Genomic DNA, 20,041 nt, shown 5'->3' with positions numbered 1-20,041 from the left:
CCCGCCTCAGTTCCGCGGAGTGCGCAGCACGGCCAGGGCCCGGTCGGCGTGGGTGTTCATGCGCAGTTCGCTGCGGACCACCTCGACGACGGTGCGGTCCTGGGCGATGACGAAGGTGACCCGCCTGGTGGGCGCGAGCGAGAAGCCGCGCCGTACGCCGAACCGCGCGCGGACCGCTCCGTCGGCGTCGGAGAGCAGCGGCATGCCGAGGGTGTGACGTCCGGCGAACTCCCGCTGCCGCTCGACGGAGTCGCCGCTGATGCCCACGGGGCGGGCGCCGACCGCGGCGAACTCGGCGGCCAGGTCGCGGAAGTGGCAGGCCTCGGCGGTGCAGCCGGACGACAGGGCGGCGGGGTAGAAGAACAGCACCACGGGCCCGTCGGCGAGCAGTTCGGACAGCCGCCGTGGCGTGCCGGACTCGTCCGGCAGCGTGAAGTCCTCGACCGTGTCACCGACGTCCACTCGCTCCGTCACCGCTGTCCCTCCTCGTTCCGCGCGACACCGCCTCGCCGGCGGCCTGCCGCCGGATATTACTCGACGGTAGACGGCCGGGGTACCACGTCCGCCGCCGGGGCCTCGGCGGGCTCGTCCTCGACGGAGTGCGCGAGGAAGTCGTCGACCATGCGGTGGAAGAGGGTGGCCAGCTGCCGCAGTTCCTCGGGCGTCCAGTCGGCGAGCGCGATCTGCATGCCGCGCGCCCCGGCGGCCCGGACCCGGCCGATGGCCTCCCGCCCTGCGTCGGTCAGCTCGATCCGCTGGGCCCGCCGGTCGTCCGGGTCGGGGACGCGGCTGACGTAGCCGGACCGCTGGAGCTGCTGCACCGTGCGCGTCACATGGGACGCCTCGACGCCCAGCCGCTGGGCCAGCTCGCCCGGCCGCAGCGGCTCGGCGTCCACGATCTGCCGCAGCAGCGCCACCGCGGCGCGGTCCAGCGGCACTCCGGCCAGCGCCATCAGCCGGTCGTGCTGCCGGGTCCGGGTGCTCAGGTAGGTGATGCGCGAGAGGGCGCGCTCGATCTCGACGACCTCGGCAGAGGCGGTGGGGGCGGCGGGGAGCGGTTCTGGGGACATGCTCGCCACTTTACCATATCGTTGCGTAACTCAAGTAATTTGCGGGGCTCCGCAGGGCACCGGCCGTCATGCCGCCCGCGGGCGGTCCGTCCCGGGCACGTCCCGGGCGTCCCGCGGGACGCGGGAACGGCATTCCGGCCGGCCGTCACGGAAACGCTGGCTGTCGTGATCACGGCTCGTGGTCACGAGAACGACAGCCCGGAGGTTTCCATGATCCGACGGACCATGAAGAGCGGCCTGCTGGCCACGGTCGTGGCGCTCGCACTCCTGCCCACGGCGGCCTCGGCCGCCGATGCGGGCCGGACCGCACCGCTCCCGGCGCCGGCCGCCGTCGCCCCGTCCACCCTGCCGTCCCTGCTGCCCACCCCCGCCCGGCACGCCCCGGCGGGGCACCGCGCCACGCACCGGCGGCACCACGCGCACCACGCCACGCACCGGGTGCACAGCATCGCCCGGCGGACCACGTACCGGCACGGCATGGTCACCACGGGGCGGGTGACCACCCGCCACGCCCACCTGAACGTCCGTTCCGGGCCGGGCACCGGCTACCGCGTGGTCGGCCACCGGCACGGCAACCGGCTCGTGACGATCACCTGCAAGAAGCACGGTTCGCGGGTGCTCGGCACCCGCACCTGGTACCGGCTGGCGCACCACAAGGGCTATGTCTCCGCACACTACGTACGGGTCGGCACCGCCGTGCCGTGGTGCTGACGGTTCAGGCCCACCCGACACCCTGACCGCCGAAGGCCCGTTCGGAAACCTCGCGTTCCCGAACGGGCCTTCGACCTGTCGCCACCTCACTCATCTCCTGCCCCACTCCGGTTGGGCCGTGGCCCGGCCGGGAAGCCATGGCGACATCAGGGGCGAAGCGCCCATAGCGGAAAGGGAGTCGAGGAACGCACCATGCGGCAGCCGCCACCCCCCGGACCCACCTCTCCCGACGAGCCGCTGGCGGTGCGGCTGCGCGCGCTCAAGGACCGTACGGGCCTGAGCCTGGCGGCGCTGGCCGCCCGCACCCCGTACAGCAAGTCCGCCTGGCACCGGTATCTGGCCGGCATCCAGCGCCCGCCGCGCTCCGCCGTCGAGGCGCTCGCCCGGCTCGCCGACACCGACCCCGGCCCGGTCGTCGCCCTGTGGGAGACCGGCGGCGGCCCGCCGTCCCCGGCGGCGCCCGCGACGGCCGGCCGGCTCGGCCCGCCACGGCCCCGGTTGCCGCGGCTGCCACGGCCGCCGCTGCCGGCGCTCGCGCTGCTGGCCGTGGCCGTCGCGACGGCCACCGCGTTCGCGGTGTCCGGCCGGCAGGGGCCGCAGGGGGCGCAGAACGCGATGGCGTCCCCCCGCTGCCACGCCGCGTCGTGCCGGGGGGCGCTGCCGGACACATCGGCCTGCGCGCGGGACGCGCGGACCGAGAGTGCCGTGTCGGACACCGGGTACGACGTCCGGCTGCGCTACTCGCCCGCCTGCGGCACCGCCTGGTCGGAGGTGCGGGTGCGCTCGCCGCGCCCTCGGGAGGTGTCCGTGCGGGTGGGCCAGGACGTGCTGTCGGCGACCTATTCCGGCGCGGACTCCGCCGGGTACACCAGCCCGATGCTCGCGGTGCCCTCGGCCCGGGGCGTGGAGGCGTGCGCGGAGGTGGACGGCAGGCGGGCCTGCACGGGCCTGGGCTCCGACGAGTCCGCCGAGGGCGCGGACCCCGCGGCACAGCGGTGAACGGACGGGCGGTGCCGCCGCGTTCAGCCGGCCGGTGGTGTGCCGTGGGTGTGGAAGGACTCGATGGTCTTCAGTCCCCAGGCCTGTCCCCTGGCGCGCTCGGCCTCGGTCCAGGTGATCAGCGGCCAGTCGGGCGCCAGTACCAGCCGGGTGAGCGGGTTGCACAGCTCGATGCGGTTGCCGCCGGGCTCGTACACGTACAGGAAGAACGTCTGCTGGATGGCGTGCTTGTGCGGGCCGGTCTCGATGAACACGCCCGTGTCGACGGCGAGATCGGCGGCGCGCAGGATGTCCTCGCGGGTGTCGGTCGCGAAGGCGAGGTGGTGCAGCCGGCCGGCCGAGCCGGTCCGGTCGGCGGTGTAGACGACGTCGTACGACTTGTCGGTGAAGGTCAGCCAGCGCGCCGCGATCCGCCCCGTGTCGAGCCGGATCTGTTCGGTGGGCCGGGCGCCCAGCACCCGTTCCTGGAACGCGGCGTTGGCCGGCACGTCGGCGGCGAGGAAGTTGACGTGGTCCAGGCGGCGCACACCGACGCCCCGGTTGGGCTTGGCCTGCGGCTGGTTCTTCAGGGCGGGCCGCAGTTCCCTGGGCGCCCGGTAGTGCTCGCTCTCCCAGTACAGGGCGTGCTCGTGCCCGTCCGGGTCGGTCGTCACATACAGCTTGCCGAGGCCGGGTTCGTCCTCCGCCCAGCGGCCCGGGCCGCCCGCCCGTTCGACCGCCTCGACCCGGCGCCGGAGCGCCTCCTCGCCGGAGGCGCGCAGGGCGAGCCTGCCGGGTCCGGGCCGGTCGCGGGCGGTGAGGACGAGACTGTGGTGCTCGTAGTCGTCGAAGGTCCGCAGGTAGACGGTGCCGCCCCGGCGCCCGTTGACGGTGAGTCCGAGGTAGTCGGTGAAGAAGGCGACGCTGGCGTCCAGGTCCGGGGTGAACAACTGGGCGTGGCCGAGATGGGCGATGTCACCGAGAGGCGGGGCCATCGCTGCCTCCAAGGGCTGGTGCCGGCGCGGGGAAGACGGTGCCGTCGAAGATCTTGCGGGCCGTGCGGACGACGGCGGTGCGGCGGGCCCGCGGCGCGGAGCCGGCCGATCCGGGGTCGACGCTGATGTCGATGTCCAGGAATCCGGTGGGGTGTTCGACGCGCACGCGGTCGCCCCGGCCGGGCAGCCGTGCGATCCCCTCCCCCACGCCGCCGGGCAGCCGCAGCCCGGCCGCGACGCTCGCGGCACCGAGCACGCCGATGGCGGTGTGGCAGCGCACGGGGATGAAGGTACGGGTCGTGACCGCGCCGCCGTGCCGGGGCGGGGCGAGCAGGCTCAGCTTGGGCACCGTGGTGCGCGCGACGTCGCCGAGGCCCATCAGCCGCCCGGCCGCGAGCCGGATCTCGTGGAGCCGTTCGCCGAGCGCCTGGTCCGCCTCCAGGTCCGCGGGCGACTCGTACCCGGTGACACGCAGCGCGGACGCCGGGATCAGCACGGTCGGCATGCCGTTGTCCACGCAGGTCACGGCGGTACCGGCGACGGTGTCGCGGACCTTGCCGGTGGGCAGCAGCGGGCGGTCGCCGGGCGGGAACCGGATGAGCACCGGCGCGGCGGTCCCGGGCACCCCGGCCGTCACGGCGTCACCGCCGTAGTCGACGCGTCCGCCCGGCGTCGGGAAGGTCGCCACCGCGTGCTCCCCGGTGTTGAGCATCCGGATGCGGACGGACGTCTCGCCGTCCCCCGCGGCCACCAGCCCACGCTCCACGGCGAACGGGCCGACCCCGGCGAGGATGTTGCCGCAGTTCTGCCGGTCGGTCACCTCGGGCCGGTCGACGGCGACCTGGAGGAAGAGGTAGTCGACGTCGGCCCCGGGGTCCCGGGACGCGGAGACCACGGCGACCTTGCTGGTGAGCGGGTGCGCGCCGCCCAGGCCGTCGATCTGGCGCGGGTCGGGGCTGCCCATCACGCGCAGCAACAGCGCAGCACGCGCGGCGGGTTCGGCGGGCAGGTCCGCGGCGAGGAAGTAGGCGCCCTTGGAGGTGCCGCCGCGCATGAGCATGCAGCGCACCTGCGCGGTCCCGGTCACGCGCCGGCTCCGTCCCGGACCTGCACTGCGTGCGCTGCGTGCTCTTCCGGCTCTTCGTACCGCTGGTACGTCACGCCCAGCCGGGCGAGGGTCTCGCGCAGTCCGTAGCGGTCCAGGCCCAACTGGCCCTCCAGGAAGGCGGCGCGGGCCGCGGCCTCCTTCTCCTCCCGGGCCGCCGCGGCCTCGGCCGCCCGGCGGGCCCCCTCGCGGGGCACGACCACGACCCCGTCGTCGTCGGCGAGGATCACATCGCCCGGCCGGACGATCCGGCCGCCGATGGCCACGGGCACGTTGACCGAGCCGCCGGTCGCCTTCACGGTGCCCTGCGCGGACACGGCGGCGGACCAGACGGGGAAGCCCAGTTCACGCAGTTCCCGGGTGTCGCGGACACCGGCGTCGATGACCAGGCCGCGCACCCCGCGGCGGCGCAACGCGGTGGCGAACAGCTCGCCGAACATGCCGTCGGTGGAGGGCGAGGTGGTGGTGACGACCAGGAGGTCGCCCTCGCCGCACTGTTCGACGGCCGCGTGGATCATGAGGTTGTCGCCCGGCCAGCTGAGCACGGTGACCGCCGTGCCCGCGACCCGGGTGTCCTGCTGGATGGGACGCAGCCGCGGCGGGAGCAGTCCGGTGCGGCCCATCGCCTCGTGGACGGTGGCGACGCCGAAGCCGGCCAGTGCGTCGACGTCCCGGGGGTCGGCCTTCGGCGGGCCGGTGACGATCACGCCGCTCATCCCAGCTCCTTCGTGATCTGCGGGAAGGGCCGCATGTACGCCTCGGCCGTCGTCCGGTGGGCCAGGCCCAGGTCGGTTCCGGCGTTGCGCTTCAGCTGGACTCCGCGCCGGACGGCTAGGTCGGTGTAGTAGTCCCACAGGTGCTGCTGGGCGCCGAGGCACTCCATCGCCCGGCGCTTGGTCTCCCAGACCTCGGTGATGTCGAGCAGCACCTCGGGCCTGAACCCGCTCATCTCCGGCTGGTGCGGCTCGAAGCAGAAGACCGGCGGGGCGCCGATGATGCCGCCAGGGCCCGGGTAGCCGATGGCCTGGGCGAGGTTCCGCGCCTGAAGGGCCATGCGGTGGGCGGCCGGGTGATCGCCGTTGTACGGGTCCTCGGCAGGGTGGGTGAGCACGACGTCGGGCTGTGTCTCACGGTAGAGGGCGACGAGCCGGTCGGTCAGCTCGGCGGTGGCCACGAGGGGGTGGTCGCCGGCGTCGAAGAAGCGGATCCCGGCGCCCAGTACGGCGGCGGCCTTCTCGGCCTCCTCCCGGCGTATCCCCTTGATCTCCTCCAGGTTCCTGCCCTCGCGCCACGCCTTCGCGGACTCGCCGCGCTCGCCGAAGGTCAGGCATGCGATCGTCACCTTCTCGCCGCGGGCGGCGGCGAGGGCGATCGCGCCGCCCGCGCGCCACACGAAGTCCCCGGCGTGCGCGGTGACGACGAGGGTGGCGCGTGGGGGCCGGGCGGGCGCGTTGGGGTACGTCATGGCAGAGGTCTCCTTGGTGGACAGGTGGGCGCCCGCCCCGCGCGTCCGGTGCGTCAGTCGCGCAACGCGTCGATCACGCTGGTGAGGTGGGCACGGACGGCCGCCTCGGCCGCCTGCGGGTCCCTGGCCCCGATCGCTTCGATCATCGCCAGATGCTCGCTCAGGGACTGCTGCGGTCGCCCCGGCCGCAGCGCCAGCTGGAAGCGGTGCCGCACCAGTTGGGCGTTGAGCCGCTCCAGCAGTTCCACGGCGGTCTGCTGGCCGGAGAACTCCCGGATCCGGTCGTGCAGTTCGTGGTTGAGCGCGGAGTACGTGACCGGCTCGCCGTCGGCGACGGCCTTGGTCATGGCCGCCCCCAGGTCCGCGAGCACGGTCAGCTGCTCGTCGTCGGCCGCGACGGCCGCCTTCGCCGCGCACAGTCCTTCCAGGACCATGCGGCACTCCGTGATCGCGACCGCCTCCTCCACGGTCACCACCCGCACCCGCGAGCCGCGGTTGCGGATCCGCTCGACCAGTCCCTGGGCCTCCAGATCGATCAGCGCCGCCCGGATGCTGGCCCGCGTCACACCGAACTGCTCGGCGAGTTCGTTCTCCACCAGCCGCTGGGCCGGTGCCATCTCGCCGTGCGCGATCGCCTGCCGCAGCCGCGCGAGCGCATGCTGCTTGGCCTGCTCCCCGGTGCTCGGACGGGCTTCGTTCGGCATGTGCCCTCCCTGAGTGAGTGCCTGTCGAACGTAAATCTAGCCCGACAATATTGTCAACAATTTTGTCGGACACATTGCCCGCAGATGGCGGTCCGCGCCGCGGTGCTGTGCCCCGTGGCGGCAGATGCCCTCGCCCGCGTCGGCCGCCGGTGCCCGCGCGGTCGCCGCGACCAGGCGTCCTCTCCTCGGCCGTGCCCTGCCTCGCCGCCCCGGTCCGCCGGGGGGTTGCTCGGCCGGGGACTGGGGGCCGCCGCGCGTACGGGCATCGGGGCGGTCGTGGTCGCCGGCGTGCTGAGTCTGCCGGCGGCACGCGGCTGGCCGACCGGCCCGGGGCCCGTCAGGCGGCTCCGGGCGCGACGGCCTGCCGCCACGGGCGGATCGCCCCCGGTGGCACCCCGACGGCAGGTCACCGGTGTAGGCCATGGCCGCGCAGCAGCCCGTACGCGTGGATCCGCGTGCCGTACCGGTCCGGTGCGAACGGTGGCCCGGTCGGGCTACGGGCGCGCCAACTCGCCCCGGTGGTCCGCCGGTCGGGGGCGGCCGGGCGGCGCCGCGCGGTCCGCCGGGACGGGCCCGTTCAGGGGAACCGGCGGGAAAAGGCGCGTGAGCGCGCCGGGCGCGGTCGACACCTTCTGCCGTGACCGCGACCCTTGCGACGATCCCGCCGATGCTCGCCACCCCCGGCACACTGCCGCCGGCCGCCCAGGACGCCCGGTGGGCCTACGAGACGAAACAGGACGGCCAGCGCGTGATGGCCTATCTGCCCGGCGACGGCAGCCTGCTGCTGCGCGCCCGCTCGGGCGAGGACATCACCGGCGCCTACCCCGAACTGCGCCCGCTGGGCGGCGTCCTGGGCGCCACGCCCGCGATCCTGGACGGTGAGGTGCTGGCCCTGGACGACCGCGGACGCGCCGACTTCCAGTTGCTGCAGAGCCGCATGGGCCTGGCGCACGCCCCGGACCGGGCGGCGCGCCGGGCGGCCCAGGTCCCCGTGCACCTCGTGCTGTTCGACGTGCCGCACCTCGGCCGCCCCCTGCTCGCGCTGCCGTACGCGCGGCGCCGGGCCCGGCTCGAGGAACTGGCGCTCGACGGCCCCTACTGGTCCACCCCGGCCGCCGTGGTCGGGCACGGCGCCGAGGCACTGCGGGCCACCCGGGAGCACGGCCTGGAGGGCCTGGTGTGCAAACGGCTGGACTCGGTGTACGAGCCGGGTGTGCGCTCCCGCGCCTGGATCAAGATCCGCAACCTGCGCACCGCGGACGTCGTCGTCGGCGGCTGGCTGCCGGGCAAGGGGCGGCTCGCGGGCCTCCCGGGCGCGGTGCTCGTCGGCCAGCGCGCGGCCGGCCGGCTGCGGTACGTCGGCGGCGTGGGCACCGGCTGGAGCGAGGCCGAACGGGCTGAACTGACCGCGCTGCTGCGGGCCGCCGAGACCGGCGTGTGCCCCTTCGACCCGGTCCCGCGGATCGCCGGGGCCCGTTGGGTGCTGCCCCGGCTGGTCGGCGAGGTCGGCTACAGCACCCGCACCCGGGCGGGACTGCTGCGCCAGCCGTCCTGGTACCGGCTACGGAATGACCTCACGCCCGAGGAGTCGGCCGCCGACCTGCCCGACGACGTCATGTGACGAGAGTGCCGGGAGCGAAGTGTTGGGCGGGGCTTCACCGATGGGTCGCCCAGGGCATCTTGGCAATGTACAGATCAACCAGGATCCTGAACTCCCCCACCCCCCACAGCCGTTGGAGGACGCAGTGTCGTCACGGACGTTCCGTATCCGGCCCGGGCGCTGGCTCACCGGGCTGGCCGGTGCCGCCGCCCTCGTCATCGCCTTCCCCGCCGTCGCCTTCGCCGCACCGCCGCAGGCTCTGCCCCAGAACGCCGAGGCGGCGGAGCTGACGTACCAGCCCGCCTTCGACTACGACACCGACGGCTGCTACTCGTCGCCCGCCATCGGCCCGGACGGCACGATCAACGGCGGTCTGAACCCGACCGGCGCCCTCAACGGCCAGTGCCGCGACGCCTCCGACCTGGACAACACCAACGGCTACTCGCGCTACAAGTGCAACAACGGCTGGTGCGCCTACCTGTACGACCTGTACTTCGAGAAGGACCAGGCGCTCGCCGGCACCAGCATCGGCGGCCACCGGCACGACTGGGAGCACGTCGCGGTGTGGGTGCAGAACGGCCAGGTGCAGTACGTGTCGACGTCCAACCACGGCTCGTTCACCGTGCACGCGGCGTCCTCGGTCCGCTTCGAGGGCACGCACGCGAAGATCGTCTACCACAAGGACGGCATCAGCACCCACTGCTTCCGGCTCGCCAACTCCAACGACGAGCCGCCGGAGAACCACAAGGGCACCTGGCAGTACCCGCCGCTGGTCGGCTGGAACGGCTACCCGGCGGGGCTGCGTGACAAGTTGAGCGCGTACGACTTCGGCAGCGCCAACTTCGGCCTGAAGGACGCCAGTTTCGCCTCGCACCTGGCCTCGGCCAAGCCGTCCGGCATCGCGTTCGACCCGTACGCCTGAGCGCATCGGCCACGCCCCACCACGATGGGGCGTGGCCCCGGCCGGGCAACGCGTCGGCCCCGTAAGGACGTTGGACGTCCGCGAGGCGGCCGGTCACCCGGTGACGACGGACCGCCCACCGACCCCACCGAGCTGGCAGACGGCGCCCCCAGCCGTCGGGGAACGTCCGGCGCCGGGTCGGCTGCGTGGGCCGGCCCGGCTCGCGTGCCCGAGCGTGTGCCGGCGGGGACGGGGGCCGCCTTCCGGTGCGCGCGGGCGGCCGGGGCGGGGTGAGGGTCTATCGTGTCTCCATGGCCGTTCCGGAACTCATCCGTATCGTCTCCCGTGATTCGCCCATGGCGCTCGCCCAGGTGGAGCGCGTCCGCGCCGAGCTGACGGCGCTGTATCCGCAGGTGCGCACCGCGGTGGTGCCGGTGAGGACGACCGGGGACAAGTGGCTGGGCGACCTCTCCCAGGTCGAGGGCAAGGGCGCGTTCACCAAGGAGGTGGACGCCGCGCTGCTGGCCGGTCACGCCGATCTCGCGGTGCACTGTGTGAAGGACGTGCCGGCCGACCGGCCGCTGCCCGCGGGCACGGTGTTCGCCGCGTTCCTGAAGCGCGACGACATCCGTGACGCACTCGTCCACCCGGGCGGTCTCACCCTGGACGCACTCCCGGCGGGCACCCGCGTCGGCACCTCCGCGGTGCGTCGCGTCGCCCAGCTGGCCGCCACCCACCCGCACCTGGAGTGCGTGCCGTTCCGCGGCAACGCCAACCGGCGGCTGGCGAAGCTCGCCGCGGGCGAGGCGGACGCGCTGCTGCTGGCCGTCTCCGGGCTGCAGCGGATCGGGCGGGCCGACATGATCAGCGAGGTGCTGTCACCGGAGACGATCATGCCGCCGATCGGCGCGGGCATCCTCGCCCTGCAGTGCCGCGAGGACGACGCCGACCTGATCGACGCCGTCAGCGGGCTCGGCGACCCGGACACCCATCGCGAGGCGACGGCGGAACGCATGTTCCTGCACGTTCTGCAGGGGCACTGCAACAGCCCGATCGCCGGCTACGCGCGCGCCGAGCGCAACGGCGAACTGTCCCTGCGGGCCTGTGTGTTCACCCCCGACGGCAAGACCCGGCTGAACGCCCACGAATGGGCGGGCCCGCTCGACCCCGCCACACTGGGCACCTCGGTGGCGGTGTCCCTGCTGCGGCAGGGCGCCCGCGAGATCATCGACGGCATCCCGCACTGAACGCCCGGGCGGCGCTCAGGCCGTGTCCGGCTCCGCCTGGTCCCGCAGGAACGCGCTCACCTGATGGGCAAGCCCGCCCTGACCGGCGCCCGCCGGGGCCGCCGCGACCGAACCCTGCGCCAGCCCGATGCCGCCCGCCCACAGCCGGCGGTCGGTCCACTCGTCGTCGACCCGCAGCTGCACCTGGACGTCCACCTGTGACAGGGACGCCTCGGCGCCGGCCGCGTACAGCACGGCGGTGACCCGGCGCAGCGGGTAGACGTCGAAGCCCTCGATGAACTGGGAATTGCGCCAGTCGATGAACGCGCCCTCCCCGTCGGAGCCGACCCGGACGTCGATCTGGCCGTCCTCCAGCTGCACGGAGCAGTGCCGCGCGCCCCGGTTCTCGACGGTCACCCGGACACTGAAGTACGTCAGCCCCTCGGCGGCGTCGTCGCGTCCGCGCGGCGGCTCCACCACCTCCAGACGGTGGACGCGGACCCGCAGACCGGCGTGCTCGCCGTACTCCTGCCAGTCCCCGACCACGTTCGGCTCGTACACAGCGCACCTTTCGACCTCGGAGAGCTGCTGTTTATCTGTGCGCTCAGCACACTGTCAAATGAGTGGATTGCACTGTGGCCAGGTGATTCGCCCGCTTTGATCGCTGATCAAGCGTTGCGCAGCGGGAATCCGCTCCGGGGGCCTCGGGACGGTTCGCGGCGCGTGCCGCACATCACGTCCGCGGCAAGATCAGCGGGCCAGCCGGCCGAGCAGGGACGAGGCCGCGGCGACACCGAGGGCGGCGGCGCCGGCCAGGACCCCGAAGTCGAGCGCCAGATGCGCCGGGGTGCCGAGGAGCAGGCCGCGCAGGGCGTCGACCTCGTAGCTCAGCGGGTTCACCTTGCTGACCGCCTGGAGCCAGCCGGGCATGACGGACACCGGGTAGAGGGCGTTGGAGCCGAAGAACAGCGGCATGGTGATCGCCTGTCCGAAGCCCATCAGACGGTCGCGGCTGAGCACGATGCCCGCAATGGTCATCGACAGGCAGGAGAAGAAGGCGGAGGCGAGGACCACGGTCAGCGCGACGCCGAGCAGCTTCAGCGGGTTCCAGGTGAGCGCGACCCCGAGCAGCGCGGCGATCACGATGACGACGACGGCCTGGATCAGCGACTTCACACCGGAGGCGAAGGCCTTGCCGGTGATGAGCGCCGCGCGCGGGGTCGGGGTGACCAGGAGCTTGTTCAGGATGCCGGCGTCGCGTTCCCAGATGATCTGGATGCCGTAGAAGATGGCGATGAACATCGCGGACTGGGCGATGATGCCGGGCGCCAGGTAGTCGATGTAGGGGATGCCGCCGGTGGGTATCGCCCGGATCCGGGTGAAGGTCTGGCCGAAGATCAGCAGCCACAGAGCGGGCTGGACCGCCCTGGTGTACAGCTCGGTGCGGTCGTGGCGCAGCTTCTGCAGTTCGACGGCGCACATCGCGACGATCCGGGCGGGCAGCAGCCGCCAGCCGGCCCGTGGCTCGGGCGGACGCAGCAGCAGGGCCGTACCGGCGTCCGAGGTGCGGTCAGCCGACGCGGTGGGCGGTGCGGCGGGTGCTTCGGACATCGCGGAAACCTCCTGACTGGTCGTCGAGACCGCTGCCGGCGATGTCCCGGAAGACGTCCTCCAGCGTGGGCAGCGGGTCCGTGGCCGGCGCGCCCGCGGCCCGGCGGCGGTCGGCGAGCCCCTGCCGCAGTTCGGCCGGGGTGCCGAGGGCCTGGATACGGCCGCGGTGCATGAGGCCGATGCGGTCGCAGTACTGGTCGGCCTCGTCCATGTAGTGCGTGGTGACCAGGACGGTCATGCCGGTGACCGCGCGGACGGCGTTGATGTGGTCCCAGACGCCGGTGCGGGCGATCGGGTCGAGGCCGATCGTCGGCTCGTCCAGGATCAGCAGCCGGGGCGCGCTGACCAGGGCCTGGGCCAGCTCCAGTCGGCGGACCATGCCGCCGGAGTAGGTGCTCGCCAGCCGGTCGGCGGCGTCGGCGAGGCCGACGGCGGCCAGGGCCTGGGCGACCCGGTCGGCGCGTTCCCGGCGGGGGATGTCGAAGACCCGGGCGAACAGGACGACGTTCTCGCGGCCGGTGAGACCGGCGTCGGCGGACAGCTGCTGCGGGACGTAGCCGAGCAGGCGGCGCACCGCCATGCGCTCGGCGGCGGGGTCGTGGCCGAAGACCCGGACCATGCCGGCGGGGACGGGCAGCAGCGTGGTGATGCAGCGGATCGCCGTGGTCTTGCCGGCGCCGTTGGGGCCGAGCAGCCCGAAGACCTCGCCCTCCCGCACGGACAGGTCGAGGCCGTCCACCGCCCTCGTCTCGCCGAAGGTGTAGGCGAGGGCGGTGCAGGTGACGGCCTCGGCCGGGCCCGCGGTGGTGTCGCGCGTCATGATTCCTCGGCCTCCTCGTGCAGGGTCGCGGCCAGCCTGTGCAGCGCGGGGAGCGCCGCGCGCAGGGCGCCGCGTTCCGCCTCGGTCAGCCGGGACACCTGCCGGTCGACCAGGGCGGCCCGGCGCCGCTGCCAGTCGTGCAGCCGCTTGCGGGCCGCCTCGGTGAGCTGCAGGCGGGCGGCGCGCCGGTCGGCCGGGTCGGTCTCACGGACCAGGTGGCCGTCCCTGGCGAGCCGGTTGACCAGGGTGGACACCGAGTTGCCTGCCAGGTGCAGTTCCCGGGCGGCCTCCTTGATGCCGATGCCGGGCCGGGTCTGGACCAGGCGGAGCAGTTCCACCTCGGCGCCGCGCAGCCGGGGGCCGGTCACCCCGCCGCGCAGCCGGCGGCGGATCAGCCGCTGGATCCCGACCAACGCGTCGGCCAGTTCCTCGGAGAAAGTGTCCGTCGCCGGGCGATCCGTTGTCACGCCACAAAATTACCTCCCCTACAGAGGTATTTCGTTCACGGAAGCCCAAAGAGCACGTCAAGAAGGGCTCGCTTGACATCACTCTTCAGATGGATTTGTTTCGATATAGCGGGTCACGGGAATCCGCAGGGAAGTGCTTCGGACAGGAGGCACTTCCGTGGGAGACCCGGTTCTCGGGCCGCCCCGGAACCCTCCCGACCGTCCGAACGCGCGTCTCCCACGCTGTCCGTCCATCCGGCACACGCTGAGGGAGGTGCGCACCCATGATGGGTACCACCACCAGGGCGAAGCCCCATCCGCACGACGACGCCCCCGACACCGCCGCCGCGTTCGAACGGCTCGCGGCACTGCCCGAGGGCCCGGAGCACCGGGCCCTGCGCGACGAGCTGGTCCGGATCTGGCTGCCCATGGCCGAACGGATCGCGGTCCGCTTCCGCGGCCGGGGAGAGGCACTGGAGGATCTCTACCAGGTGGCGGCGCTGGGCCTGGTCAAGGCCGTCGACCACTACGATCCGGCGCGCGGCCGGGCCTTCGAGGCCTACGCCGTGCCGACCGTCACCGGTGAGATCAAGCGCCACTTCCGCGACCACATGTGGACCCTGCACGTGCCGCGCCGGGTCCAGGATCTGCGCAACCGGGTCCGCGGCGCCGTCAAGGAGCTGGCGTCGGCGACGGCCGGCCGGATGCCCACCGTCGCCGAGATCGCCGAGCACACACGGCTGACGGAGGCGGAGGTGCGCACCGGTCTTGAGGCCCTGGAGTGCTTCGCGGCGCTGTCCCTGGACGCGGAGACGCCCGGCGCCGACGGCCACTCCCTCGGGGACACCCTCGGCGCGCCGGATCCGGGATTCGACCTCGTCGTCGACCGGGCGGCCGTACGGCCCTGTCTTGAGGCGCTGCCCGAACGCGAGCGCACCATTCTCTACCTGCGGTTCTTCCGCGGCATGACGCAGAGCCGGATCGCCAGCCAGCTCGGCATCTCGCAGATGCACGTCTCCCGGCTGATCAGCGGCTGCTGCGACCGGCTGCGCGAGGAACTGCTCGCCGAGCCGGGCTGAGACCGAGCCGGCCGGTCGGGCGCGTCCTCCGGTCCGGCGCCGGCCTCGGGGGGGCGTGTCTCCCGTACGCCCCCGGATGAGGACGAGTGCGGCGACGTTGCGCCGTTCGAGCGCGACCACTCTGCGGATGGCCTGTCCACCACGGCATCGGAGTCACCCGTTCCTCCATCGTCCTCACTCGCCCGGCCGCCTGCCACCGGGCTGCTCGACAGGCACGGGAGCGGGTTCCGGTTGGACACTGGTGGCAGACACCGGTGGGCACCGGTCTCCGAGACCAGGACGCGACTGTGATGAACCATGACACGCCCCTTTCCGGCGGACCGAGGAAGAAGGACGTCATCTCCACGCACTCCGTCTTCGGCGCACCGTGCTGGGTGAGTCTCACCAGCCGTGACCTCCAGGCCACGGCGGACTTCTACTCGGCGGTGCTGGGCTGGCGGTGGCGCAGTGTCCGGCTCGGCGACCACTTCCGGATCGCGCTGGCGAACGGGGTGCCGGTCGCCGGGATCGCGGCGGTCGCCGCCATGTGGCAGATGGCGGTGACGTGGACGCCGTACTTCGCGGTGCGGGACGCGGACGTGGCCGTGAGCCGGGCCCGGGAGCGCGGCGGTACGGCCGCGGTCGGACCACTGTCCTTCCCGCCGGGCCGGGCGGCCCTGCTCGCCGACCGGGACGGCGCGACCTTCGGGATCTGGGAGGGCCAGCTGATCTCCAACTGGGAGTCGTGGCGGCGGGCGGCACCGACCTTCATCCGGCTCCATACGCGCAATGCCTTCGACTCGGCCCTCTTCTACGGCGAGATCCTCGACTGGGCCGCGGACATCCCCGGCGGCTGCTGCGAGGTCGAGTACGAGGGCGGCGAGGTCGTGCTGCGCAGCCAGGGTGCCGTCGTGGCACGCATCGACTCGGGCGCGGTGGAGGCCGCGCCCGATCCGACGGTCCGGCCGCACTGGCAGATCCACTTCTTCGTGACCGACGTGACGACGTGCGGGCGGGCCGCGGAGAAGCACGGCGGCAGCGTGCTGCGGGAGGATGCCGCCGAGGCCGTGCTGCGCGATCCGGACGGCGCGCAGTTCACGGTGACGTCGCGGCGCGGGCGGTGACCTGAGCGCTCCGCTTCGGGCGGGGCGGTCCGGCTTCCGTGGCTGTGTGTGTCGTCCCGGCTGCGGGCAGCATGGTGGCTGATCGCGCAGTTCCCCGCGCCCCTTTCAGGACGCTGCAGTCGTCCCACTCCGCGTAGCCCGACACAATTCCCCCGCGCCATTCGACGCACTGCCGTCGTCCCACCCCGGGCAGCACGGTGGCTGATCGCGCAGTTCCCCGCGCCCCTTTCAGGACGCTGCAGTCGCCCCACTCCGCGTAGCCCGACACAACTCCCGCGCGGCCTTCGAGGCACCGCCGTCGCCCCACCCCGGGCAGCACGGTGGCTGATCGCGCAGTTCCCCGCGCCCCTTTCAGGGCGCTGCAGTCGCCCCACTCCGCGTAGCCCGACACAACTCCCGCGCGGCCTTCGAGGCACTGCCGTCGTCCCACCCCGGGCAGCACGGTGGCTGGGCGCGCAGTTCCCCGCGCCCCTTTCAGGGCACTGCAGTCGTCCCACTCCGGGCAGCCCGACACAATTCCCGCGTGCCTTTCGGGGCGCTGCAGGCCCGGTTCCCTGCGTCCTCTTTGGGGCTTCGGCGGTCAGTCGGGGGGCGTGTGTGGCGGTCGGGACAGCAGTACCAGGCTGCGGGACTCGACGTGCAGCCTGGTGGCCGCCTTGCGCTCCCGTTCGTCCGGGATCCCGTCGGGCTCGGCGGTGTCGATCAGGGTGCTCCAGCGCTCACCGTACGTGTCGTCGGGCAGGTGGAAGTCGACGGGTTCCCAGTAGCTGTTGAGGAGCAGCAGGAACGAGTCGTCGATCACCCGTCGCCCGTAGGGGTCGCGTTCGGCGATGGCGTCGCCGTTCAGGAACACGCCGACCGAGTGCGCGTCGGAGCGCTGCCAGTCCCGGTCGGTCATCTCGCGCGCGTCGGGCAGCAGCCACACCAGGTCGGGCAGCGGCTGTCCGGCGTGGGTGGCCGTCTCGCCGCGGAAGAAGCGGCGCCGGCGCAGCACGGGATGGGCGGCGCGCAGGCCGATGACGTACCGGGTGAAGCCGGCGAGCGTGCGCTGTTCGCCGGTCAGCCGCCAGTCGATCCAGGAGATCTCGCTGTCCTGGCAGTAGGCGTTGTTGTTGCCGCGCTGGGTGCGGCCGAGTTCGTCGCCGTGGCACAGCATCGGGATGCCCTGCGACAGCAGCAGCGTCGCCAGGAGGTTGCGCTGCTGGCGGGCCCGCAGACCGAGGACCGCGGGGTCGTCGGTGTCCCCCTCGGCCCCGCAGTTCCAGGACCGGTTGACGCTCTCGCCGTCCCGGTTGCCCTCGCCGTTGGCCTCGTTGTGCTTGTCGTTGTACGAGACGAGGTCGCGCAGCGTGAAACCGTCGTGCGCGGTCACGAAGTTGACGCTGGCCCGAGGGCGGCGCCTGGTGTGCGCGTAGAGGTCCGAGGAGCCGGTGAGCCGGGAGGCGAACTCGCCGAGCGAGCCCGGCTCCGCCCGCCAGAAGTCCCGTACGGTGTCCCGGTACTTGCCGTTCCACTCCGACCACAGCGGCGGGAAGTTGCCGACCTGGTAGCCGCCCTCCCCCACGTCCCAGGGCTCGGCGATGAGCTTGACCCGGCTGATCACCGGGTCCTGCTGGATCAGGTCGAAGAACGCGGACAGCCGGTCCACCTCGTGGAACTGCCGGGCCAGGGTCGCCGCGAGGTCGAAGCGGAAGCCGTCGACGTGCATCTCGGTGACCCAGTAACGCAGCGAGTCCATGATCAGCTGGAGTACGTAGGGGTGCCGCATCAGCAGGCTGTTGCCGGTGCCGGTGGTGTCGTAGTAGTGCGCCCAGTCGCCGTCCACGAGGCGGTAGTACGAGGCGTTGTCGATGCCGCGGAAGGAGAGCGTGGGGCCGTGCTCGCTGCCCTCGGCGGTGTGGTTGTAGACCACGTCGAGGATCACTTCGAGCCCGGCCGCGTGCAGCGCCTTGACCATCGCCTTGAACTCGTTGACCTGCTGGCCGCGGGTGCCGAACGCGGCGTAGGCGTTGTGCGGCGCGAAGAAGCCGATCGTGTTGTAGCCCCAGTAGTTGGACAGCCCGCGGTCCTGGAGCACGCCGTCCTGCACGAACTGGTGCACCGGCATCAGCTCGACGGCGGTCACGCCCAGCGCGGTCAGATGCCCGACCACGGACGGGTGGGCGAGCGCGGCGTAACTGCCGCGCAGCCGCTCCGGGACGTCCGGGTGGGCGCGCGTCAGACCGCGTACGTGTGCCTCGTAGACGACGGTCTCGGCGTACGGCCGCCGGGGCGGGTGGTCGTCGCCCCAGTCGAAGTACGGGTCGGTCACCACGCCGAGCATGGAGTGCCCGGCGCTGTCGGCCGGGGCGGGGCCGACAGCGGCGCGTTCGTAGAGCGAGGCGTGGTTGTCGATTTGCCCGTCGACGGCGCGCGCGTACGGGTCGAGGAGCAGCTTCGCCGGGTTGCACCGGTGGCCGAGGCCGGGGTCCCAGGGGCCGTGCACGCGGTAGCCGTATCGCCGGCCCGGCCCGATCCCGGGCACGTATCCGTGCCAGACGAACCCGTCGACCTCGGTGAGCGGCACGGGGGTCTCGGTGCCCACGTCGTCGACCAGGACGAGGTCGACGCGCTCGGCGACCTCGCTGAACAGGGCGAAGTTGGTGCCCTGCCCGTCGAAGGCGGCACCCAGCGGGTAGGGGTGCCCGCTCCACACGGACACCCCTGTACCGGACTTCGACGCCGTCACCGGGCGGCCGCCAGGGCGCCCGGCGACGGGGCCGCCAGGGCGGCGACCGGCGTGCCGCGCGGCATCTGGCGCACATGGCGCAGGCTGGGCGCCGGGACCGTCGGGACCAGCGGGACGCGTTCGCCGGCCCGGGCGCGCTGCGAGAACCAGATGATCTTGCTGCCGGTCTCCGACGCACAGCACCCCCAGCCGTCGCTCATCGCCGCGATGCGGGCCAGGCAGGCCCGCAGGTCCTGGTCGGGGCGCAGATCACGGTCGTCGTCGCCGACGGCGGTGATGAGATGCTGGCCGTTCCACCACATCTCGATCGACGCCTGCTTGTCCGTGGTGTGTTCGTCGATGGCCTGCAACAGCAGCTCCGCGCCGCTGCGGACGGGGACCACGAGGTTCTCCAGGTCCCAGTAGCGAAGGTGGGCGGCCAGGATGCGGCTGACCTGTCCCACCCGCTCGGGGCTGACTTCCACGTCGAGGTGGTAGTAGCGGGGCACTGCGGTCTTCATCGTCGCTTGCTCCTCACCGGCGAAACTCCCGCTCGTCATCGCCCCCCAAGGGCATGGGCCCCGATCACGGAGCGTCGAGCGCTGGTCGCTTCTGAGTCAGATCCACAGTGGCTGCACTACGCCATTCGTGCAACACGAGGACACCCGAGGTAGTTGAAGAACCAACAAGACGCTGCGTGTCCATCCGTGCACCATGGGTGAAATGCCTCGATCGCCGTAACGGATCCGCGCCGCTCCGTGCCCGGAGTCCACCCGACCGTCGGGAGACGCGCCCGGTCGAGACCGTGGAGGGTGAACAGGGCCATGCTGATACCCGCGAAGGCCGAGGTGGCCAGGCAGTTGCGGCGGTACCGGGCGTGGGAACGCGCGATGCTCGCGGCGCCGTCCGACCGCGCGGTGCGGGCCACGTTCGAGGACTCGGGCTACACCCTGTGCGTGCTCATGGGCAAGCGCTGCGCACGGGAGGCCGCGGAAGCCGCCGAGCGCTATCTGCGCGGTGGCCGGGAGGGCTGCCTGCGGGAGCCGGGCGGCGGGCCGCGACGCAGGGGCGGGGTCCGGCGGGCGCCCCCGGCGAAGCCGTGTTCCAGGGCGGCAAGGCACTGAAGGTTCCCGACATCGGATCCCCAGCCGGGCCCCGGGCCCGGCTTCGCGCACGGCGGAGGCGAGACCCATGAGTGCGACCCCGGCCATCGGCCGCATCCCGGTACGCGACGTCCGGCCGGCCGTGGAACACGGCAGGCGCCCGGCGAAGGCGGTCGTCGGGGAGACGTTCCAGGTCTCCGCGACCGTGTTCCGCGAGGGCCATGACGCGGTGGCCGCCAATGTGGTGCTGTGCGATCCGGAGGGCCGGCCCGGCCCCTGGACCCCGATGTGCGAACTGGCCCCCGGCACCGACCGCTGGGGCGCGGACGTCACCCCGGACGCGATGGGCCACTGGACCTACCACGTGGAGGCATGGGGGGATCCGGTCACCACCTGGCGGCACACCGCACAGATCAA

The 20,041-nt window shown here is 73.0% G+C and carries 22 protein-coding genes; 9 read left to right on the top strand and 13 right to left on the bottom strand.

Annotation, left to right across the window (positions count from 1 at the left end):
- Positions 1 to 6: 6 nt before the first annotated feature.
- Entirely contained in the window at positions 7 to 474 is a 468-nt protein-coding gene (locus CTZ28_RS42770; protein WP_121895171.1) for a peroxiredoxin, read from the bottom strand.
- Between the two features lie 56 nt (positions 475 to 530).
- Positions 531 to 1,070, bottom strand: a complete 540-nt coding sequence (locus CTZ28_RS42765) for a MarR family winged helix-turn-helix transcriptional regulator (RefSeq protein WP_121895170.1) — start codon at positions 1,068 to 1,070, stop codon at positions 531 to 533.
- A 210-nt stretch (positions 1,071 to 1,280) separates the two neighbouring features.
- On the opposite strand from CTZ28_RS42765, the gene CTZ28_RS42760 reads away from it, so the two are divergent.
- Together CTZ28_RS42760 and CTZ28_RS42755 are read left to right on the top strand one after the other, a co-directional pair.
- Positions 1,281 to 1,781 carry an SH3 domain-containing protein gene (locus tag CTZ28_RS42760; protein WP_121895169.1) on the top strand — a complete coding sequence of 167 codons (501 nt, stop codon included), beginning with the start codon at positions 1,281 to 1,283 and terminating at the stop codon, positions 1,779 to 1,781.
- Between the two features lie 192 nt (positions 1,782 to 1,973).
- Positions 1,974 to 2,780 (top strand): helix-turn-helix domain-containing protein, encoded by an 807-nt coding sequence (locus CTZ28_RS42755; protein ID WP_121895168.1) that lies wholly within the window; start codon positions 1,974 to 1,976, stop codon positions 2,778 to 2,780.
- A gap of 23 nt (positions 2,781 to 2,803) precedes the next feature.
- Here CTZ28_RS42755 and CTZ28_RS42750 read toward each other — a convergent pair whose 3' ends face one another.
- The 5 genes from CTZ28_RS42750 to CTZ28_RS42730 are packed head-to-tail and all read right to left on the bottom strand — an operon-like array spanning position 2,804 to position 7,028.
- The gene (locus CTZ28_RS42750) at positions 2,804 to 3,754 is read right to left on the bottom strand and encodes a VOC family protein (RefSeq protein ID WP_121895167.1); all 951 of its coding nucleotides are present in this window, start codon (positions 3,752 to 3,754) and stop codon (positions 2,804 to 2,806) included.
- Positions 3,735 to 4,841 (bottom strand): 4-oxalomesaconate tautomerase, encoded by a 1,107-nt coding sequence (locus tag CTZ28_RS42745; RefSeq protein WP_121895166.1) that lies wholly within the window; start codon positions 4,839 to 4,841, stop codon positions 3,735 to 3,737. The genes CTZ28_RS42750 and CTZ28_RS42745 overlap by 20 nt, the downstream gene beginning before the upstream one ends.
- The gene (locus tag CTZ28_RS42740) at positions 4,838 to 5,575 is read right to left on the bottom strand and encodes a 4-carboxy-4-hydroxy-2-oxoadipate aldolase/oxaloacetate decarboxylase (RefSeq protein ID WP_121895165.1); all 738 of its coding nucleotides are present in this window, start codon (positions 5,573 to 5,575) and stop codon (positions 4,838 to 4,840) included. Before CTZ28_RS42740 ends, CTZ28_RS42745 begins: the two co-directional genes overlap by 4 nt.
- Complete coding sequence (locus CTZ28_RS42735) at positions 5,572 to 6,324, bottom strand: PIG-L deacetylase family protein (RefSeq protein ID WP_121895164.1); 753 nt, start codon at positions 6,322 to 6,324, stop codon at positions 5,572 to 5,574. Before CTZ28_RS42735 ends, CTZ28_RS42740 begins: the two co-directional genes overlap by 4 nt.
- 53 nt (positions 6,325 to 6,377) lie before the next feature.
- The gene (locus CTZ28_RS42730) at positions 6,378 to 7,028 is read right to left on the bottom strand and encodes a GntR family transcriptional regulator (RefSeq protein ID WP_121895163.1); all 651 of its coding nucleotides are present in this window, start codon (positions 7,026 to 7,028) and stop codon (positions 6,378 to 6,380) included.
- Positions 7,029 to 7,695: 667 nt separating this feature from the next.
- Between CTZ28_RS42730 and CTZ28_RS42725 the strand changes: the two genes are divergently transcribed.
- The 3 genes from CTZ28_RS42725 to hemC all read left to right on the top strand — a co-directional run bounded on the left by CTZ28_RS42725 (position 7,696) and on the right by hemC (position 10,776).
- Positions 7,696 to 8,649, top strand: coding sequence for an ATP-dependent DNA ligase (locus CTZ28_RS42725; RefSeq protein ID WP_121895162.1), 954 nt, complete (start codon positions 7,696 to 7,698; stop codon positions 8,647 to 8,649).
- A 124-nt stretch (positions 8,650 to 8,773) separates the two neighbouring features.
- On the top strand, positions 8,774 to 9,550 hold the full coding sequence (locus CTZ28_RS42720) for an NPP1 family protein (protein WP_121895161.1): 777 nt from the start codon (positions 8,774 to 8,776) through the stop codon (positions 9,548 to 9,550).
- 290 nt (positions 9,551 to 9,840) lie between these two features.
- On the top strand, positions 9,841 to 10,776 hold the full coding sequence (hemC, locus tag CTZ28_RS42715) for a hydroxymethylbilane synthase (protein WP_121895160.1): 936 nt from the start codon (positions 9,841 to 9,843) through the stop codon (positions 10,774 to 10,776).
- A 15-nt stretch (positions 10,777 to 10,791) separates the two neighbouring features.
- On the opposite strand, the gene CTZ28_RS42710 is transcribed toward hemC, so the two are convergent.
- From CTZ28_RS42710 to CTZ28_RS42695, 4 genes are all read right to left on the bottom strand, one after another.
- The gene (locus tag CTZ28_RS42710) at positions 10,792 to 11,316 is read right to left on the bottom strand and encodes a hypothetical protein (RefSeq protein ID WP_121895159.1); all 525 of its coding nucleotides are present in this window, start codon (positions 11,314 to 11,316) and stop codon (positions 10,792 to 10,794) included.
- 189 nt (positions 11,317 to 11,505) lie between these two features.
- Positions 11,506 to 12,366, bottom strand: a complete 861-nt coding sequence (locus CTZ28_RS42705) for an ABC transporter permease (protein WP_121895158.1) — start codon at positions 12,364 to 12,366, stop codon at positions 11,506 to 11,508.
- Positions 12,326 to 13,186: an ABC transporter ATP-binding protein gene (locus tag CTZ28_RS42700; RefSeq protein ID WP_121895157.1), complete on the bottom strand. Its 861-nt coding sequence runs from the start codon at positions 13,184 to 13,186 to the stop codon at positions 12,326 to 12,328. Before CTZ28_RS42700 ends, CTZ28_RS42705 begins: the two co-directional genes overlap by 41 nt.
- A complete protein-coding gene (locus CTZ28_RS42695; RefSeq protein ID WP_121895156.1) occupies positions 13,183 to 13,653 on the bottom strand; it encodes a MarR family winged helix-turn-helix transcriptional regulator in 471 nt (156 codons plus the stop codon). Before CTZ28_RS42695 ends, CTZ28_RS42700 begins: the two co-directional genes overlap by 4 nt.
- 266 nt (positions 13,654 to 13,919) lie before the next feature.
- On the opposite strand from CTZ28_RS42695, the gene CTZ28_RS42690 reads away from it, so the two are divergent.
- Together CTZ28_RS42690 and CTZ28_RS42685 are read left to right on the top strand one after the other, a co-directional pair.
- Positions 13,920 to 14,711, top strand: coding sequence for an RNA polymerase sigma factor SigF (locus CTZ28_RS42690; protein ID WP_121895208.1), 792 nt, complete (start codon positions 13,920 to 13,922; stop codon positions 14,709 to 14,711).
- 290 nt (positions 14,712 to 15,001) lie between these two features.
- A complete protein-coding gene (locus tag CTZ28_RS42685; protein WP_183154868.1) occupies positions 15,002 to 15,814 on the top strand; it encodes a VOC family protein in 813 nt (270 codons plus the stop codon).
- Between the two features lie 580 nt (positions 15,815 to 16,394).
- Here the strand turns inward: CTZ28_RS42685 and glgX are convergent.
- Both glgX and CTZ28_RS42675 read right to left on the bottom strand, forming a co-directional pair.
- On the bottom strand, positions 16,395 to 18,515 hold the full coding sequence (gene glgX, locus CTZ28_RS42680; protein ID WP_121895154.1) for a glycogen debranching protein GlgX: 2,121 nt from the start codon (positions 18,513 to 18,515) through the stop codon (positions 16,395 to 16,397).
- A 23-nt stretch (positions 18,516 to 18,538) separates the two neighbouring features.
- Positions 18,539 to 19,042: a pep a2 gene (locus tag CTZ28_RS42675; RefSeq protein ID WP_121895153.1), complete on the bottom strand. Its 504-nt coding sequence runs from the start codon at positions 19,040 to 19,042 to the stop codon at positions 18,539 to 18,541.
- A gap of 303 nt (positions 19,043 to 19,345) precedes the next feature.
- On the opposite strand from CTZ28_RS42675, the gene CTZ28_RS42670 reads away from it, so the two are divergent.
- Positions 19,346 to 19,645: a DUF5133 domain-containing protein gene (locus CTZ28_RS42670; protein WP_121895152.1), complete on the top strand. Its 300-nt coding sequence runs from the start codon at positions 19,346 to 19,348 to the stop codon at positions 19,643 to 19,645.
- 67 nt (positions 19,646 to 19,712) lie between these two features.
- A partial coding sequence (locus CTZ28_RS42665; RefSeq protein ID WP_121895207.1) for a maltotransferase domain-containing protein occupies positions 19,713 to 20,041 on the top strand: 329 nt, incomplete at its 3' end.

This window comes from Streptomyces shenzhenensis (assembly GCF_003688995.1).
In the GTDB taxonomy this organism is placed as follows: domain Bacteria; phylum Actinomycetota; class Actinomycetes; order Streptomycetales; family Streptomycetaceae; genus Streptomyces; species Streptomyces shenzhenensis_A.
Note: the sequence above shows the minus strand (reverse complement) of the source record. Positions and strands in the feature narration are given on the sequence as shown.

What these genes read in the sequence shown, in the direction of transcription:
- CTZ28_RS42765 (WP_121895170.1), bottom strand. Translation starts at nt 1,070, where the DNA reads ATGTCCCCAGAACCGCTCCCCGCCGCCCCCACCGCCTCTGCCGAGGTC.
- CTZ28_RS42675 (WP_121895153.1), bottom strand. Translation starts at nt 19,042, where the DNA reads ATGAAGACCGCAGTGCCCCGCTACTACCACCTCGACGTGGAAGTCAGC.
- CTZ28_RS42725 (WP_121895162.1), top strand. Translation starts at nt 7,696, where the DNA reads ATGCTCGCCACCCCCGGCACACTGCCGCCGGCCGCCCAGGACGCCCGG.
- CTZ28_RS42730 (WP_121895163.1), bottom strand. Translation starts at nt 7,028, where the DNA reads ATGCCGAACGAAGCCCGTCCGAGCACCGGGGAGCAGGCCAAGCAGCAT.
- CTZ28_RS42755 (WP_121895168.1), top strand. Translation starts at nt 1,974, where the DNA reads ATGCGGCAGCCGCCACCCCCCGGACCCACCTCTCCCGACGAGCCGCTG.
- CTZ28_RS42740 (WP_121895165.1), bottom strand. Translation starts at nt 5,575, where the DNA reads ATGAGCGGCGTGATCGTCACCGGCCCGCCGAAGGCCGACCCCCGGGAC.
- CTZ28_RS42705 (WP_121895158.1), bottom strand. Translation starts at nt 12,366, where the DNA reads ATGTCCGAAGCACCCGCCGCACCGCCCACCGCGTCGGCTGACCGCACC.
- hemC (WP_121895160.1), top strand. Translation starts at nt 9,841, where the DNA reads ATGGCCGTTCCGGAACTCATCCGTATCGTCTCCCGTGATTCGCCCATG.
- CTZ28_RS42760 (WP_121895169.1), top strand. Translation starts at nt 1,281, where the DNA reads ATGATCCGACGGACCATGAAGAGCGGCCTGCTGGCCACGGTCGTGGCG.
- CTZ28_RS42700 (WP_121895157.1), bottom strand. Translation starts at nt 13,186, where the DNA reads ATGACGCGCGACACCACCGCGGGCCCGGCCGAGGCCGTCACCTGCACC.
- CTZ28_RS42685 (WP_183154868.1), top strand. Translation starts at nt 15,002, where the DNA reads ATGAACCATGACACGCCCCTTTCCGGCGGACCGAGGAAGAAGGACGTC.
- CTZ28_RS42670 (WP_121895152.1), top strand. Translation starts at nt 19,346, where the DNA reads ATGCTGATACCCGCGAAGGCCGAGGTGGCCAGGCAGTTGCGGCGGTAC.
- CTZ28_RS42735 (WP_121895164.1), bottom strand. Translation starts at nt 6,324, where the DNA reads ATGACGTACCCCAACGCGCCCGCCCGGCCCCCACGCGCCACCCTCGTC.
- CTZ28_RS42690 (WP_121895208.1), top strand. Translation starts at nt 13,920, where the DNA reads ATGGGTACCACCACCAGGGCGAAGCCCCATCCGCACGACGACGCCCCC.
- CTZ28_RS42750 (WP_121895167.1), bottom strand. Translation starts at nt 3,754, where the DNA reads ATGGCCCCGCCTCTCGGTGACATCGCCCATCTCGGCCACGCCCAGTTG.